The organism is Nonomuraea roseoviolacea subsp. carminata (genome assembly GCF_024172185.1).
Taxonomy (GTDB): Bacteria; Actinomycetota; Actinomycetes; order Streptosporangiales; family Streptosporangiaceae; genus Nonomuraea; species Nonomuraea roseoviolacea.
This window is the reverse complement of record NZ_JAMZEC010000001.1, coordinates 7,782,886-7,796,543: the sequence shown is the minus strand read 5'-3', so window position 1 is coordinate 7,796,543 and position 13,658 is coordinate 7,782,886. Positions and strand designations below refer to the sequence as shown.

The window sequence follows — 13,658 nt, the reverse complement described above, 5'->3', positions numbered from 1 at the left end:
GTGAGCGCAGACGACCGCGAGATCGCCGTACCGTCCGACCTGACCGGCTTGTGCGAGCTGGTCGCCGGGGGCGGCGCGGTGGTGCTCAGCGGAGCCGGGCTGTCCACCGAGTCGGGCATCCCCGACTACCGCGGACCGACCGGGCGGGCCCGGCGCGCCGACCCGATGACGTACCAGCGGTTCGTCGGCAGCGCGGAGGCCCGGCGGCGTTACTGGGCGCGCAGCCACGTCGGCTGGCGGCGCATCGGCGGGGCCGCGCCCAACTCCGGCCACCGCGCCGTGGCCGAGCTCGAACGGCGCGGCCTGGTCGAGGGGGTCATCACCCAGAACGTCGACGGCCTGCACCAGGCGGCCGGGGCGCGGCGGGTGGTCGAGCTGCACGGCGGGCTCGACCGGGTGGTGTGCCTGTCCTGCCGCGCCCGCACGCCCCGCCTGGAGCTGGACCGCCGCCTGCGCCGCGCCAACCCCGGCTGGGACGCCGCCGCGGCGGCCATCAACCCCGACGGCGACGCCGTCCTCACCGACGAGCAGGTCGCGGGCTTCCGGGTGGTCGACTGCACGGGGTGCGGCGGGCTGCTCAAGCCGGACGTCGTGTTCTTCGGCGAGAACGTGCCGAAGGCGCGCGTGGACGAGTGCTTCGCGCTGGTGGCCGGGGCGCGGGCGCTGCTGGTGCTCGGCTCCTCGCTGGCGGTGCGCTCGGGGCTGCGGTTCGTCCTGCGGGCCGCCGAGCTGGGCATCCCGATCGCCGTCGTCAACCAGGGGCCCACCCGGGGCGACGCGGAGGCCACGATCCGGCTGGACGCGCCGCTCGGCGCCACGCTCACCGAGCTGACGAGCCGGCTTCCGGGACCGGCCGCCCGGACCGCCTAGCTGTATTGACCCGCAGCGTTGTTGACGCGAGTGATCGGGGGTCGGCCTCCGAGAGCGGTGTGGCAGCGGTGGTGATTGTAGGTGTGCAGGAAGTCTTGCAGAGCGGCGGTGCGTTCGTCGTTGCTGGCGTACGGGCGGATGTAGGCCCACTCCTCCAGCAGGGTGCGGTTGAAGCGTTCGACCTTGCCGTTGGTCTGGGGCCGGTAGGCGCGGGTGCGTTTGCCGGTCGCTCCGATGTCGGCCAGGGCTTGGCGCCAGGTGGTGCTGCGGCGGTAGGCCAGGGCGTTGTCGGTCAGCACGCGTTCGATCGTGGGGATGCCCAGGCCGGCGAAGTAGGTGATGGCGCGGCGTAGGAAGGCGGCGCAGGTGGTGGCCTTCTCGTCAGGGTGGATCTCGCTGTAGGCGATGCGGGTGTGGTCGTCGACGGCCGAGTGGATGTAGTCGTAGCCGACGGTGCGGCTGGGGTGGTGGCTGCGCTGGTCGCGGCCGTGGATGCGCCAGCCGCCGCCGTCGGGGATACGGCCGAGCTTCTTGACGTCCACGTGCACGAGCTCGCCGGGGCGATCGCGTTCGTAGCGGCGGATCAGCTGGCCGGTGGGCCGGTCCAGCCATGCCAGCCGGTGCAGGCGATGTCTGGTGAGGATCCGATGCACGGTGGAGGTCGCCAGCCCGAGGATGGGCCCGATACGGGCCGGACCGAGCTTACGGCTGGTACGCAGCCGGCATACCTGACGCTCCATGTGGGCGGGGGTGCGGTGCGGCGTGGTGTGGGGCCGGCTGGGACGGTCGTGCAGGCCCGCCTCGCCCTGTTCGCGCCATCGACGTATCCATTTGTGGGCGGTGGGCCGGGAGATGCCCATTTCAGCGGCCACATGCGCGACCGGCCTGCCGGACAGGACGCGTTCAACGAGCAGACGCCGGCCATGAATGGTCAGCCGGGCGTTACGGTGGGACACGAGGCCTCCGCGCGGTGAAGATTCGACACCTACACCACACCGGAGGCCTCTCCTTTGATCAAGACCCCACTGTTAACAACGCTCGTGGTCAATACACCTAGCGGCCCGGTCCCCGGACGCCCCACGATCCGGGACGTCCCATCCGAGGACTCCCCGTCCCAGGACGCCCCGCATTCAGAGGCGGGCAGAATGGGGGGCATGTCCCGTCGTGAACCCGCCGGCTGCCCGTGCGGCCTGCCCGCCCCCTACCGTGACTGCTGCGGCCGCTTCCACCGGGGCGAGGGCGCGGCCCCCACGGCCGAGCTGCTCATGCGGTCGCGGTTCGCCGCGTTCAGCGTGGGCGACGAGGCGTACCTGCTGCGCACCTGGCACCCGGCGACGCGGCCGGCGAGCGTCGGCCTGGACCGCAAGGTGCGGTGGGTGCGGCTGGAGGTGCTGGAGACCGCCCGCGGCACGGTCCTGCACACCGACGGGACCGTCCGCTTCCGCGCCCACTACGTGGAGCGCGGGCGCGAGGGGACGATGGAGGAGCACAGCCGGTTCGTCCGGCTCGACGGGCGCTGGGTGTACGAAGGCGCTCTCGGGCCGGCGGCGCTATAGTCAGTCAGGTGACCAACTCAGTACGGGGCGGGAAGCGCGAACGCCTGGCGGCCGCGGCGGCCAGGGTGCTGCACGAGCAGGGCGTCGAGAAGACGACGCTGGCCGACATCGCCCACGCGGCCGACGTCCCCGTCGGCAACGTCTACTACTACTTCAAGACCAAGGACCAGCTCGTCGAGGCGGCCATCGGCGAGCACGGCCGGGCGCTGCGCGGCCTGCTCGACCGGCTCGACGAGCTGCCCGAGCCGCAGCGGCGGCTCAAGGCGCTCGTCCGCGGCTGGGTGGACCAGCGCGAGGTGGCCGCCCGCTACGGCTGCCCCACCGGCACGCTGGCCTCCGAGCTGGACAAACGCGCCGACGGCCTCGACCAGGCGGTCGGCGTCCTGATGCGGGAGCTGCTGGACTGGATGGAGCGGCAGTTCGCCGCCCTGGGGCGCGAGGACGCGCGGGAGCTGGCCGTCGCCCTGCTGTCCTCCTACCAGGGGATCTCGCTGATCACCAACACGCTGCGCGACCCGGAGCTGATGAAGGCCGAGGGCGACCGCCTGGAGCGCTGGATCGACGCGCTCTCCTGACACACCCCCGTACCCCCTTCGAGGAGGGCTTCGATGACGCGTGTGACGCTCCGGCCCGTGCGGGAGAGCGACCTGGCGGTCTTCGAGGAGGAGTTCGGCACGCCGGCCGGGCGGAGCGAGCTGCAGTGGTTCGGCTTCCGCTCCCCTGGCCGCGACCGGCGCGCGTACGCCGAGAACGGGATGCTGCACGACGACGGCGGCACACTGACGGTCTGCGCCGGCGAAGGCGACGGCGGTGACGGTGACGTGGCGGGGCGGGTGGACTGGGGCAGGGCCTCGGGCTGGGGGCCGCCCGCCGAGTCGTGGTGCTGGACGATCGGGATCCTGCTGCGGCCCGCCTTCCGGGGCCGCGGGATCGGCACCGAGGCGCAGCGCCGCCTGGTCGCGTACCTGTTCGACCACACCCGGGCGCACCGCGTCCAGGCGTACACCGACACCCGCAACCGGGCCGAGCAGCGGGCGCTGGAGAAGGCGGGGTTCCGGCGGGAGGGGGTGCTGCGGGAAGCGCAGTGGCGCGCCGGGGCGTGGCACGACCAGCTCCTGTACGCGCTCCTGCGCACCGACCCCCACCGGCCGGTTTAGCGACGTCGGACGCCCCGCCGCCATGACGTCCCACCGCCGTGACGTCACGCCGGGACGTCACGCTGGGACGTCACGCTGGGACGTCACGCGTCACGGACGCGCAGGAGCAGGCCGCCGCCCGCGAGCGCCGCGGCCGTCCACGCGACCAGCACGCCGAGGCCCGCCCACGGGCCCAACGGCAGGCCGTCCAGGTTCACGGTGGCCTGGACGGACAGGCCCGCGTTCGACGGCGACAGCCGCCACAGCACGAGCTGCCAGTCCGGGTCGCCGACCATGAGCGGCAGCACCGCCGACGCGTACAGCAGCCCGAGCACCGCCCCGATCGCCGCCGCCGTGTCACGCACGGCGAACGCGATCCCGAGGCTCAGCAGCGCGACCAGGGCGAGGTACAGCACCGACCCGGCGGCGGCCCGCAGCGTCGGCCCGTCGGCGAGCGACAGCGGCGGGTGGCCGTGCGCCGCGGTGAACCCCCGGCCGGGCAGGACGAGCCGCCCGGCCAGCAGCGACCCCAGCACGGCCAGGACCGCGGCCGGCAGCGTCACACCCGTCAGCACCGCGCCCTTGGCCGCCAGGACGGCGCCCCGGCGCGGCATGGCGGTGAGGGTGGTGCGGATCATGCCGGTGCCGTACTCCCCGCCGGCGACCAGGACGGCCAGCACGGCCGCGACGGCCTGCCCCACCTGGACGCCGGCGAGCGCCAGCCGGACGGTGTCGTGGCCGCAGCCCGCCGCCGGGCAGGTCACGCTCGCGCACACCGCGGCGCCCGCCGCGGCGGTCAGGACGGCCAGCGCCGTCAGCAGCCACCCGGCTCCGGGCTCGGTGCGCAGCTTCGTCCACTCGGCCCGCAGCTCCCGCCTCACCCAGCCGCCTTCCCGCGCCTGCCCCCGGCTCGCCCGGCTTCCTTCCCGCGACGCCCGACCGCCCCGGCCGCCTTCCCCGGACGCGCGCCGCCGGTTCACGCGTCCCTCCTGTTGAGGCGGATGACGGCCAGGACGAGCACGAGCCCGGCGTACCCGCACAGCACCGCCAGCCCGGCCCAGGGCGCGAGCGGGTAGAAGCCCGCCGAGGGCACGTAGTTGGCGAGCACCTGCGGGTACTCGGGGATGCTCTGCTGGATCGCGAACCCGGCCGCCGGAGTGAGCCGCAGCAGCCACCGGGCCGCCTCGTCCGGCAGGAAGGAGGCGGTCGCCAGCAGGTGCGGCACCACGACCACCGCGATGCCGGCCGTGATCGCCGCCGGTCCGCGGCGCAACAGCGCGCCGAGCCCGAGCGCCAGCACGGCCGTGGCCGCCATCATCAGGGCGACCCCGCCGATCAGCCGCACCTGCGCCTCCCCGGACACCGGCAGCAGGACGGCCCCGTTGCCGCGCAGCAGTCCCGTCCCCAGGGACACCGTGGCGGCCGTGGCGGCCAGCCCCGCGGCGAAGGTCACCGCGGCGATCACCACCGCCTTGGCGGCCAGCGCGTGACCGCGCCGTGGCGACGCCAGGAGCGTGACGCGGACGAGGCCGCGCCGGTACTCCGCGGTGACGAACACGACCGCCACGACGATCACCACGATCAGCGCGATCACCACGCCGGTCAGGGTGTTCTCGGGGCGCGGGCCGTCGACGACGGGGCCGATGTCGCCGACGCCGGTCACGGTGTACGTGCCGCCGGACTCCTGGAAGCCGCCGGGGTGGTGGGGCGTCACGCCGTCCGCCTCGGTGGTGACGCCGATGTCGTCGCGCCTCCACGCCCCGGCGGCGACGCGGCCCGAGAGCTCGACCCGGTCGAAGACGGCGGTCGTCTCGGAGAAGCGGACCTGCTCGATGCTCCCGCCGAAGTCGGCCCGCGTCACCGTCAGGTCGCCGGGCGAGGCGGCGAACAGTCCGATCTCGGCCGTGTCCGGCAGTCCCGGCAGCCGGGCCCTGCCCACCTCGGTCCAGCGCCGGCCGTCCGCGGACTCGTACCCGGTGATCTCCTGCCCCTTGCGGTCCAGCCGCAGCCAGCGCGGCGAGCCCGCCGACACGCCGCCGGGGAGACCGGCGGTGTCCTGGGTGAAATCGTGCTGCATCCGCACCCCGTGGCCGCCCGTCACCATGACGGCGGCGTACGTGGAGCCCTGCCGCACGCCGTCCTTGACGACGAGCCCCGCCTTCGCCCACGGCACGAGGCGGGCGTCGAGCCGCCGCGCTCCGGGGACGCGGTCGGGCACCCGGACCTTCCCCGTCATGGAGGTCACGCGCGCGGTGAGGGAGCCGTCACCGGTCATGGGCCGGTGGGCGAAGAAGAAGTGGTCGTCGACCGCCTCGCCGCCGGGGCCGACGGGCGGGACGGGGCAGGTGTCGTCCGGGCCGCCGCAGGAGGTGTGGCTGCCCGCCGCCGACATGAGACCGAGCAGCACGGTGACCAGCGCGGCGGCGGCCATGCCGGCCACCCAGCCGCGCACCGTCCGGAACTTCGTCCACTCCGCTCGCGTCATCCGCCCGAATCCCCCGGGCGCGGACGGCCCACCCGCCCTCATCGCGCCGCCCCGCCGCTCGCGGCGCGGAACTCGACCGCGTCGCGGGTCAGCTCCATGTACGCCTCCTCCAGCGTCGCCCGGTGCGCCGCCACCTCCGAGAACGGCACCCCACCGGCGTTCAGCAGCCCCACGACCCGCTCGGCCGGCACCCCCGAGACCGTCACCGTGTCGCGATCGGACACGGTGACCGCGGCGCCCACCCCCGCCAGCACCGTCATCGCCGCCGCCCGGTCGGAGGTGCGCAGCGTGACCCGGTCGCGGGAGGCGGCGGCGATCAGGTCGGCCACGGCCGCGTCCGCCACCACCCGGCCACGGCCGACGACAACCACGTGCCCGGCGGTGTCCTCCAGCTCGCTCATCAGGTGGCTCGACACCAGCACGGCCCTGCCCTCGGCCGCCAGCGAGCCCAGCAGCCGCCTGATCCACACCATGCCCTCCGGGTCCAGCCCGTTGAACGGCTCGTCCAGCATGAGGATCGGCGGGTCGCCGAGCAGCGCCGCCGCGATCCCGAGCCGCTGGCGCATCCCGAGCGAGTACCCGCCCGCCCTGCGCCGCGCCGCCGGGCCCAGCCCGACCAGGTCGATCACCTCGTCCACCCGCCGCACGCCCAGCCCCTGGGAGTGGGCCAGCCACAGCAGGTGGTTGCGGCCCGTCCGGCTCGGCTGCAGCGCCCCGGCGTCCAGCAGCGCGCCCACGTGCCGCAACGGGTCGCGCAGGCTCCGGTACGGCCGGCCGCCCACCAGCGCGGCGCCCTCGTCCGCGGCGTCCAGGCCCAGGACCACCCGCATGGTGGTGGACTTGCCGGCGCCGTTGGGGCCGACGAACCCGGTGACCCGTCCCGGCGTGACGGTGAACGTCATGCCGTCCAGCGCCAGGGTCGGGCCGTACCGTTTGCGCAGGCCCGCGACTTCGATGGTGGTTTCCATGACATCGCAGGCTAGGGCGCGGTCCGCGGCGGGCGCGTCACGCGGGGGAGCCATCGTCGGCGGCGCAGCATCCCTCGATCGAGGGATGGCACGATCCCGGACGACCGGGACAATGACCAGGATGAACGCACCACACGCACGGGCCCAGGGGCCGGACGGGCCGAGCCCCCGGCCCTCGCAGGCGGCGCTCCGGGATGCGTACCGGACGGGGGCGGGGCCGGCGCGGGAGGACCGGCGGGGCGGCCGGCCCGGGGGCCGGCGGCCGCGGCTGGGGCTGCGGCTGGGACTGGGGCGGCTCGCCGGGTCGCGTGCGGTGCCGGTGGCCGCCGGAGCGCTGCTGGCGGGAGCCGCGCTGGTGGAGGCGGTGGCGCGGGCCGTGGACCCGCGCATGGCGCTGACCGCCGACCGGCCGATGTTCCTGGTGGTGTACGCCCTGCTGGCGCTGGCCACGACGGTGCCGGTGCCGGCGCTGTGGGGGCAGCCGGTGGCCGCCGGGCTGACCGTCACGGCGGCGAGCGTGCTGTCGCTGACCGCGTTCCAGACGTTGACCGTGGCGGGCGCGCTCGCCCAGCTCGTCGCCGGTCACCGCCTCGGCCGGACCGGTCCGCGGGAGATGGCCGTCGCGGCGGCGCTGCCGTACCCGCTGCTGGCCCTGGCGGGACAGGGCGCGGGCGGGACGCGGCTGCTCACCCTGGTGCTGGCCTCCCTGGCCCCGGCCGCGGCGCTGGCCGGCGTGGCGCGCCGGGCCACGGGCGAGGCGCGTGAGAGCGCGGCGGCCAGCCGGATCGCCACCGAGGGCCTGCTGGAGCACGCGGCACGAGGCGAGCGGGCGCGCATCGCCCGCGAACTGCACGACGTGGTGGCCCACCACATCTCGATGGTGGCCGTGCAGGCGGAGACGGCGCGGCTGGCCACGCCCGGCATGCCGCCCGCGGGCGCGGAACGGCTGGCGGCCATCGGCGACACCGCCCGTGCCGCGCTGACCGAGATGCGCCGGCTGCTCGGCGTGCTGCGCGAGGACGCGGGCGCCGGCCCCGACGTCCGCGTTCCGCAGCCGGGGCTCGGGCTCGGTGAGCTGAACGAGCTGCTGGACGAGGCCCGCGACGCCGCCGGCACGGGGACGCGGCTCATCGTGCGCTCCCGCCCCGTGCGGCTGGATCCGGGGGTGGAGCTGGCGGCGTACCGGATCATCCAGGAGGCTCTCACCAACACCCGCCGGCACGCCCCGGGGGCGGCCGTGGACGTGGAGCTGGACTACACGGGTGAGACGCTGCGGGTCCGCGTCCGCGACAACGGCCCGGGCCCTTCGCCCGGGCCCGGCGTCGCCGCCGGCCGCACAGCGGGGCACGGGCTGGCGGGGATGCGGGAGCGCGCCACGGCGGTGGGTGGCCGGCTCACCGCGGGCCCCGCGCCCGGCGGCGGCTTCCTGATCTCGGCCGCCCTTCCCGGCGCGGCCCTCGGCGCTCCTCCGCTCCCGGGCATGGAGCGGGCGGGCCGGGAGGGCGGATGACGGGCGCGTCCTCCCCTCGGGTGCGGATCGTCGTCGTGGACGATCACCTCGTCGTCCGTGCCGGTTTCGCCGAACTGCTGGCCACGCAGCCCGACTTCGAGGTCGTCGGCACCGCCGTCGACGGGGCGCAGGCCGTGCGGGCCTGCCGGGACCTGGGCCCCGACGTCGTGCTCATGGACGTCCGCATGCCCGGCATGGACGGCATCGAGGCCACCCGCCGCCTGGCCGCCGGACCGGGCGAGGGGCCGCGGGTGCTCATCCTGACGACGTTCGACCTCGACGAGTACGTCTACGACGCGCTGCGCGCCGGGGCGAGCGGGTTCCTGCTGAAGGACGTCACCGCGGAGCGGCTGTTCGACGCGGTACGGGTGATCGCGGCGGGCGAGGCGCTGCTGGCGCCGGGCGTGACGCGACGGCTGATCGGCGAGTTCGCGCGCCTGCGGACCGGTCCGTCTCCCGAGGCCGCGGCGGCGCTGGCCGCGCTCACCCCGCGCGAGACGCAGGTGCTGCGGCTCATCGCCGAGGGCCTGTCCAACCTCGAGATCGCCGCCCGGCTGACGGTCACGGAGGAGACGGTGAAGACGCACGTGAGCCGGGTGCTGGGCAAGCTCGGGCTGCGCGATCGGACGCAGGCGGTCGTGGCCGCGTACGAGACGGGCCTCGTGGTGCCGGGCGCCCGCGGCACGCTCTGACCCCGGCGCGGAGGTCAGCCCGGGCCCGGGTGACCGCCGTGGTGGTCGAGGAGGCGGGTGAGCAGCGCCGTGAGCTGGTCGCGCTCGGCGGCGTCGAGCGGGGCCAGCACCTCGTCCGCCAGTGAGCCGATCAGGGCGTCGAGCCGGCGCAGCCGGTCGCGGCCGGCCCCGGTCAGGGTGATGACGTTGCGGCGGCGGTCGGCGGGGTCGGGGGCGCGCTCCACCAGGCCGCGCGCCGACAGCTCGTTGATGACGGCGACCAGGTCGCTGCGGTAGACGCCGGTGCGGCGGCTGAGCTCGGCCTGGCTGGCCGGGCCGTTCTCCTCCAGCGTGGCCAGGACGGCGTAGTGCCACTTGCGGGCGTCGGCGCCCGCCAGGCCCTCGGTGACGATGCGGTCGGAGTGCATCGTCACCAGGGACAGCAGCCGCGTCGGCAGGGTGCGCAACCGGGCGGGCGCGGTGGTGTTCCGTTCTTCGGCGGGGTCCGTCACGCGACCGATCCTACTCCCTTGCGTTAGTCGCACTAACGATGTACTTTCGTTAGTGCCACGAACGTTAGTCACACGAACGACTTGTGAGGAACTCATGCCCGTCATCGACGTGCTCGACTCGACCCTGTTCTACGAGGAGACGGGCGCCGGCGCCCCGATCGTCTTCCTCCACGGCAACCCCGGCTCCTCCCGCCTGTGGCGCCAGGTGATGCCCGCGATCGGCGTGTCCGGCCGGCTGCTCGCCCCCGACCTGATCGGCATGGGCCGCTCCGGCAAGCCGGACATCGCCTACACCTTCGGCGACCACGCCCGTTACCTGGACGCCTGGTTCGACGCCCTCGGCCTGGACGACGTCATCCTGGTCGGTCACGACTGGGGCGGCGCCCTCGCCTTCGACTGGGCCGCGCGCCACCCCGAGCGGGTGCGCGGGATCGCGTTCTTCGAGACCATCGTCAAGACGCTGTCCTGGAGCGACCTGGGCGAGGGGCCGCGGGCGCGGGCCCGGGCCATCCGCGGCCCCGAGGGAGAGGCGCTCGTCCTCGACGGGCACTTCCTCATCGACACCGCGTACACCGGAGGCGTCCTGAACCCGCTCCCCGAGGAGGAGATCGCGCGCTTCCGCGAGCCGTACCCGACCCGCGAGAGCCGCCGGCCGCTGCTGCAGTGGGCGCGCTCGCTCCCGCTGGACGGCGAGCCGGCCGAGGTGGCGGAGCGGGTCGAGGCGTACGACGCGTGGCTGGCCAAGAGCGACGACGTGCCGAAGCTGCTGCTGACCTTCGACTCCTCGCCGACGCTGCTCATCACCCCGGACGTCGCCGCGTGGTGCGCGGCCACGTTCGCGGCGCTGGAGGTCGAGCACGTCGGCGCGGCCGGGCACCACGCCCCGGAGGACCGGCCCGTCGACATCGCCGCGGCGGTCACCGCCTGGGCCCGGCGCCACGGCCTCGCCGGTTGACCGGCGCGCCCCGTCACGGCACCCGCCGGAATCCCGATCGCGGCGCGGACGGGCCAGCCGGCCGCCGTCCCCGCCGGAATCCCGATCGCGGCGCGGACGGGCCAGCCGGCCGCAGTTCCCGCCGGAATCTCGATTGCGGCGGGGACGGCCGCGCCGCCATCATCCCGGCATGGACCTCCTTCCCTCCCTGCCCGCCTTCGTTCTCGCCGTGATCCTCATCTCGGCCTCGCCGGGGCCCGCGATGGCCCTCATCCTGCGCCGGGCCGCCGTGCGCGGGCTCTCCGGCGCGGTCCCGACGGTGCTCGGCCTGGAGGCCGGCCTCTACGTGTGGGCGCTGTGCGCCGCCGCCGGCCTGGCCGCCCTGGTCGCCGCCTCCGAGGTGGCCTTCGTCGTCCTGCGCGTGGCCGGCGCCGCCTTCCTGCTGTACCTCGGGGTGAAGGCGTGGCGCTCCGCGTGGCTGAGCCGCCGGACGGGCGCCGCGGCACAGCCCGAGGAGGAGGGCCCGGCGGTCTCCGCCCGCTCCTGGTGGAAGGCGTTCGGGGAGGGCGCCGTGGTGATGCTGGCCAACCCGAAGGCCGCCGCCTTCATGATCGCCTTCTATCCGCAGTTCGTGCCGCACGACCGGCCGCTGCTCGCCACCACCGCCCTGCTGGCCCTGCTCCAGGTCGCCCTGGAGACGGTCCTGTACCTGTCGCTCGCCGCGGTGGTGGGGCGCGCGGGCGCGTGGTTCCGCCGGCCGGTCGTGCGCCGACGCCTCGACGCCGTGAGCGGCACCGTCCTGGTCGCCCTGGGGCTGCGCGTCGCCATCGAGAGCCGCTGACGCACCATAACGATCGCTTCTGAACGCCATCGCGATCATCTCTTGGACTTCTGAGTGCCGCCCGGGGCACCCTGGAGGGGAACGATCGCAACCGCGACAGGGAGCACTCACCCATGGCCACCTATGTCCTCGTCCCCGGCCTGTGCCACGGCGGCTGGAGCTTCGCTCCCGTCACCGAGCGGCTGCGCGCCCACGGCCACCGCGTCGTCCCGGTCACCCTCACCGGAGTGGCCGAGCGCCACCACCTCCTGACCGGCGGGGTCAACCTCGACACCCACATCCGGGACGTGACCGCCCTCCTGGAGGCCGAGGACGTCGAGGACGCCGTGCTCGTCGGCCACAGCTACGGCGGCATGGTGATCACCGGCGCCGCCGACCGCGCCCCCGGGCGGGCCGCCGCGCTGGTCTACCTCGACGCGGTCGTCCCCTCCGACGGCGACTCCTGCTGGTCGCTCGTCCGCGACGAGGAGCGTCGCTGGTACGCCGACGTGGACGACACCGGGTACGCCGTGCGCCCCCTGCCCTTCTTCGACCCGCGCGCCACGGCCCACCCGATCGCCTCGGTGCTGCAACGCCTGCGCCTCACCGGCGACCTCGCGCACGTGCGCCGCAGGGACTACGTGTACGCGGCCGGCTGGGACGGCGGATCGCCGTTCACCGTCGTCCGCGACCGGCTGCGGCAGGACCCGGCGTGGACGGTTCACGACCTGGCCGGCGGCCACAACCTCATGCGCGACGCCCCCGACGAGCTGGTCAAGATCCTGCTCGACGCCGCCTGAGCGCTTGGAGCCGGGTCAGGCGTAGGAGACCTCCCGCCGCTCCTCGCCGAGAACCGTCGCGATCGTCGCGAAGCGCGGCGCCAGCTCCGCCTCGACGGCCGCCGCCTCCTCCTCGCCCAGCTCCACGGCGGGCGCCGCGTACCCCAGCGACCGGACGAACTCCACCCGCAGGCGGATCGGCGGGTGCGAGTGGAAGACGTGCCGCTCCGCCCGGGCCTCCAGCCGGCGCCGCCGCTCCAGCTCGTGCTCCGGCACCTGGCCGTGCTTGTCGGGCAGCCGCGTCCACACGGAGGTGCCGAACGAGGCGGCGAGCCAGCTCAGCTCGGCCGTGTCGATGCGCGCGGTGACCAGGCGGTCCAGCATGCCGGCCGCCGCCTCGGACGAGGCCAGCCGGGCGGCCCGCTCGTCGGCGACGTACTCCCCCTGCCGGGCCGCGCGCATCGACACGGCCAGCAGCAGGAACCCGAGCGTCCGCAGCGCGAGCCCGGCCAGCCACATGAGGGCCGCCAGCGCGAGGGAGAGCATGGCGACGACGCTCTGCGCGGTCGCCTCGGCGGAGTCCCTGCCGCCGCGCGCCACCGCCCGCACGACCTCGTGGACCTCCTCCAGGGCGCTGATCGCGGTCCCGGTGAGGCGCCCCGCACGGACGTCGCCGTTGCTGGAGTGGCTGAGCTCGTGCGCCAGCAGCGCCACCTTCTCCTGCGGGTCCAGCATCGCCCACAGGGGCGCGCCGAGGTACAGCGTCCGCCTGCCGCGCAGCCCGATCCGCCCGAACGCGGCGTTGTGCTCGGCCACGACGAACACCACGTCGACCGGCGGCGCCCCCACCTCGGCGCCGATCCGGTCCAGCAGGCCGAACAGGCGCGGCGCGCGGTCCCGGCGGAGGAGGTTGCGCTCGGCCGGCAGCCGGCCGAGCCGGGGCCGCATCAGCCATGCCGTGCCCAGCAGGAGCACGGCCGACAGGACGCCCACGATGTTCGGCACCGCGACGACGACCGCCACCGCCGCCACCACGCAGGCGGCGGTGACCAGATGGATCAGCGCCGCCAGCAGCATGGCCGTCGCCCGGGAGAGCCCGCCGCCCTCCAGCGCGGCGCCGCGCCGCAGGACGTGGGCATGCTGCCCGGCGGTGAGCCGGTCCGCGAGCACGGCACCGAGAGAACGTCTTCCGGGTGGCTCCGCGCCGAGGTTCCATTCGCACGACGGGCACCAGACGGCGTAGCGGCCGTCCCTGACGATGTCGGCGGCGCACCGGGGACAGGGGGTGTGAGAAGACATGATCGCGAGTGTGGCACGACCGGCGCGCCGCCGTTCGCGGGTCGGTCATTGACGGGGCGGGCCGTTCCTTGGTGCCATGATCCCAGGCACTGACCAAGCGGCCATTTGGCCGCGTCGT

15 protein-coding genes are annotated in these 13,658 nt (G+C 75.2%); 9 read left to right on the top strand and 6 right to left on the bottom strand.

The window, feature by feature from the left end; translation table 11 throughout:
* Complete coding sequence (locus HD595_RS36190; protein ID WP_253781425.1) at positions 1–870, top strand: NAD-dependent protein deacetylase; 870 nt, start codon at positions 1–3, stop codon at positions 868–870.
* On the opposite strand, the gene HD595_RS36185 is transcribed toward HD595_RS36190, so the two are convergent.
* Positions 867–1,826, bottom strand: coding sequence for an IS481 family transposase (locus HD595_RS36185; protein WP_253777102.1), 960 nt, complete (start codon positions 1,824–1,826; stop codon positions 867–869). The genes HD595_RS36190 and HD595_RS36185 overlap by 4 nt on opposite strands.
* A 198-nt stretch (positions 1,827–2,024) precedes the next feature.
* On the opposite strand from HD595_RS36185, the gene HD595_RS36180 reads away from it, so the two are divergent.
* Genes HD595_RS36180 through HD595_RS36170 form a run of 3 tightly spaced genes read left to right on the top strand, consistent with a single transcriptional unit; the run spans position 2,025 to position 3,583 of the window.
* Entirely contained in the window at positions 2,025–2,426 is a 402-nt protein-coding gene (locus HD595_RS36180) for a YchJ family protein (RefSeq protein ID WP_253777100.1), read from the top strand.
* Positions 2,427–2,434: 8 nt separating this feature from the next.
* Positions 2,435–3,001: a TetR/AcrR family transcriptional regulator gene (locus tag HD595_RS36175; protein ID WP_253777098.1), complete on the top strand. Its 567-nt coding sequence runs from the start codon at positions 2,435–2,437 to the stop codon at positions 2,999–3,001.
* A gap of 33 nt (positions 3,002–3,034) precedes the next feature.
* Positions 3,035–3,583, top strand: coding sequence for a GNAT family N-acetyltransferase (locus HD595_RS36170; RefSeq protein WP_253777096.1), 549 nt, complete (start codon positions 3,035–3,037; stop codon positions 3,581–3,583).
* A gap of 83 nt (positions 3,584–3,666) precedes the next feature.
* Here the strand turns inward: HD595_RS36170 and HD595_RS36165 are convergent, their stop codons facing one another.
* The 3 genes from HD595_RS36165 to HD595_RS36155 form a co-directional block, all read right to left on the bottom strand.
* Positions 3,667–4,443, bottom strand: a complete 777-nt coding sequence (locus HD595_RS36165) for an ABC transporter permease (RefSeq protein WP_253777094.1) — start codon at positions 4,441–4,443, stop codon at positions 3,667–3,669.
* A 95-nt stretch (positions 4,444–4,538) separates the two neighbouring features.
* Positions 4,539–6,047, bottom strand: coding sequence for a DUF1349 domain-containing protein (locus tag HD595_RS36160; protein WP_253777091.1), 1,509 nt, complete (start codon positions 6,045–6,047; stop codon positions 4,539–4,541).
* A 38-nt stretch (positions 6,048–6,085) separates the two neighbouring features.
* Positions 6,086–7,015, bottom strand: coding sequence for an ATP-binding cassette domain-containing protein (locus HD595_RS36155; protein ID WP_253777088.1), 930 nt, complete (start codon positions 7,013–7,015; stop codon positions 6,086–6,088).
* Positions 7,016–7,136: 121 nt separating this feature from the next.
* On the opposite strand from HD595_RS36155, the gene HD595_RS36150 reads away from it, so the two are divergent.
* Both HD595_RS36150 and HD595_RS36145 read left to right on the top strand, forming a co-directional pair.
* Positions 7,137–8,525: a sensor histidine kinase gene (locus HD595_RS36150; protein ID WP_253777085.1), complete on the top strand. Its 1,389-nt coding sequence runs from the start codon at positions 7,137–7,139 to the stop codon at positions 8,523–8,525.
* On the top strand, positions 8,522–9,217 hold the full coding sequence (locus HD595_RS36145) for a response regulator (RefSeq protein WP_253777081.1): 696 nt from the start codon (positions 8,522–8,524) through the stop codon (positions 9,215–9,217). The genes HD595_RS36150 and HD595_RS36145 overlap by 4 nt, the downstream gene beginning before the upstream one ends.
* A 14-nt stretch (positions 9,218–9,231) precedes the next feature.
* Here HD595_RS36145 and HD595_RS36140 read toward each other — a convergent pair whose 3' ends face one another.
* Positions 9,232–9,708: a MarR family winged helix-turn-helix transcriptional regulator gene (locus HD595_RS36140; RefSeq protein ID WP_253777079.1), complete on the bottom strand. Its 477-nt coding sequence runs from the start codon at positions 9,706–9,708 to the stop codon at positions 9,232–9,234.
* 94 nt (positions 9,709–9,802) lie between these two features.
* Between HD595_RS36140 and HD595_RS36135 the strand changes: the two genes are divergently transcribed.
* The 3 genes from HD595_RS36135 to HD595_RS36125 all read left to right on the top strand — a co-directional run bounded on the left by HD595_RS36135 (position 9,803) and on the right by HD595_RS36125 (position 12,262).
* Positions 9,803–10,663 carry a haloalkane dehalogenase gene (locus HD595_RS36135; protein WP_253777076.1) on the top strand — a complete coding sequence of 287 codons (861 nt, stop codon included), beginning with the start codon at positions 9,803–9,805 and terminating at the stop codon, positions 10,661–10,663.
* A 169-nt stretch (positions 10,664–10,832) separates the two neighbouring features.
* Complete coding sequence (locus HD595_RS36130) at positions 10,833–11,483, top strand: LysE family translocator (protein ID WP_253777073.1); 651 nt, start codon at positions 10,833–10,835, stop codon at positions 11,481–11,483.
* A 113-nt stretch (positions 11,484–11,596) separates the two neighbouring features.
* Positions 11,597–12,262: an alpha/beta fold hydrolase gene (locus HD595_RS36125; protein ID WP_253777071.1), complete on the top strand. Its 666-nt coding sequence runs from the start codon at positions 11,597–11,599 to the stop codon at positions 12,260–12,262.
* Between the two features lie 15 nt (positions 12,263–12,277).
* On the opposite strand, the gene HD595_RS36120 is transcribed toward HD595_RS36125, so the two are convergent.
* Positions 12,278–13,540 carry a M48 family metallopeptidase gene (locus tag HD595_RS36120; RefSeq protein WP_253777069.1) on the bottom strand — a complete coding sequence of 421 codons (1,263 nt, stop codon included), beginning with the start codon at positions 13,538–13,540 and terminating at the stop codon, positions 12,278–12,280.
* Between the last annotated feature and the right edge of the window lie 118 nt (positions 13,541–13,658).

What these genes read in the sequence shown, in the direction of transcription:
- HD595_RS36180 (WP_253777100.1), top strand. Translation starts at nt 2,025, where the DNA reads ATGTCCCGTCGTGAACCCGCCGGCTGCCCGTGCGGCCTGCCCGCCCCC.
- HD595_RS36170 (WP_253777096.1), top strand. Translation starts at nt 3,035, where the DNA reads ATGACGCGTGTGACGCTCCGGCCCGTGCGGGAGAGCGACCTGGCGGTC.
- HD595_RS36160 (WP_253777091.1), bottom strand. Translation starts at nt 6,047, where the DNA reads ATGACGCGAGCGGAGTGGACGAAGTTCCGGACGGTGCGCGGCTGGGTG.
- HD595_RS36155 (WP_253777088.1), bottom strand. Translation starts at nt 7,015, where the DNA reads ATGGAAACCACCATCGAAGTCGCGGGCCTGCGCAAACGGTACGGCCCG.
- HD595_RS36150 (WP_253777085.1), top strand. Translation starts at nt 7,137, where the DNA reads ATGAACGCACCACACGCACGGGCCCAGGGGCCGGACGGGCCGAGCCCC.
- HD595_RS36145 (WP_253777081.1), top strand. Translation starts at nt 8,522, where the DNA reads ATGACGGGCGCGTCCTCCCCTCGGGTGCGGATCGTCGTCGTGGACGAT.
- HD595_RS36135 (WP_253777076.1), top strand. Translation starts at nt 9,803, where the DNA reads ATGCCCGTCATCGACGTGCTCGACTCGACCCTGTTCTACGAGGAGACG.
- HD595_RS36130 (WP_253777073.1), top strand. Translation starts at nt 10,833, where the DNA reads ATGGACCTCCTTCCCTCCCTGCCCGCCTTCGTTCTCGCCGTGATCCTC.
- HD595_RS36125 (WP_253777071.1), top strand. Translation starts at nt 11,597, where the DNA reads ATGGCCACCTATGTCCTCGTCCCCGGCCTGTGCCACGGCGGCTGGAGC.
- HD595_RS36120 (WP_253777069.1), bottom strand. Translation starts at nt 13,540, where the DNA reads ATGTCTTCTCACACCCCCTGTCCCCGGTGCGCCGCCGACATCGTCAGG.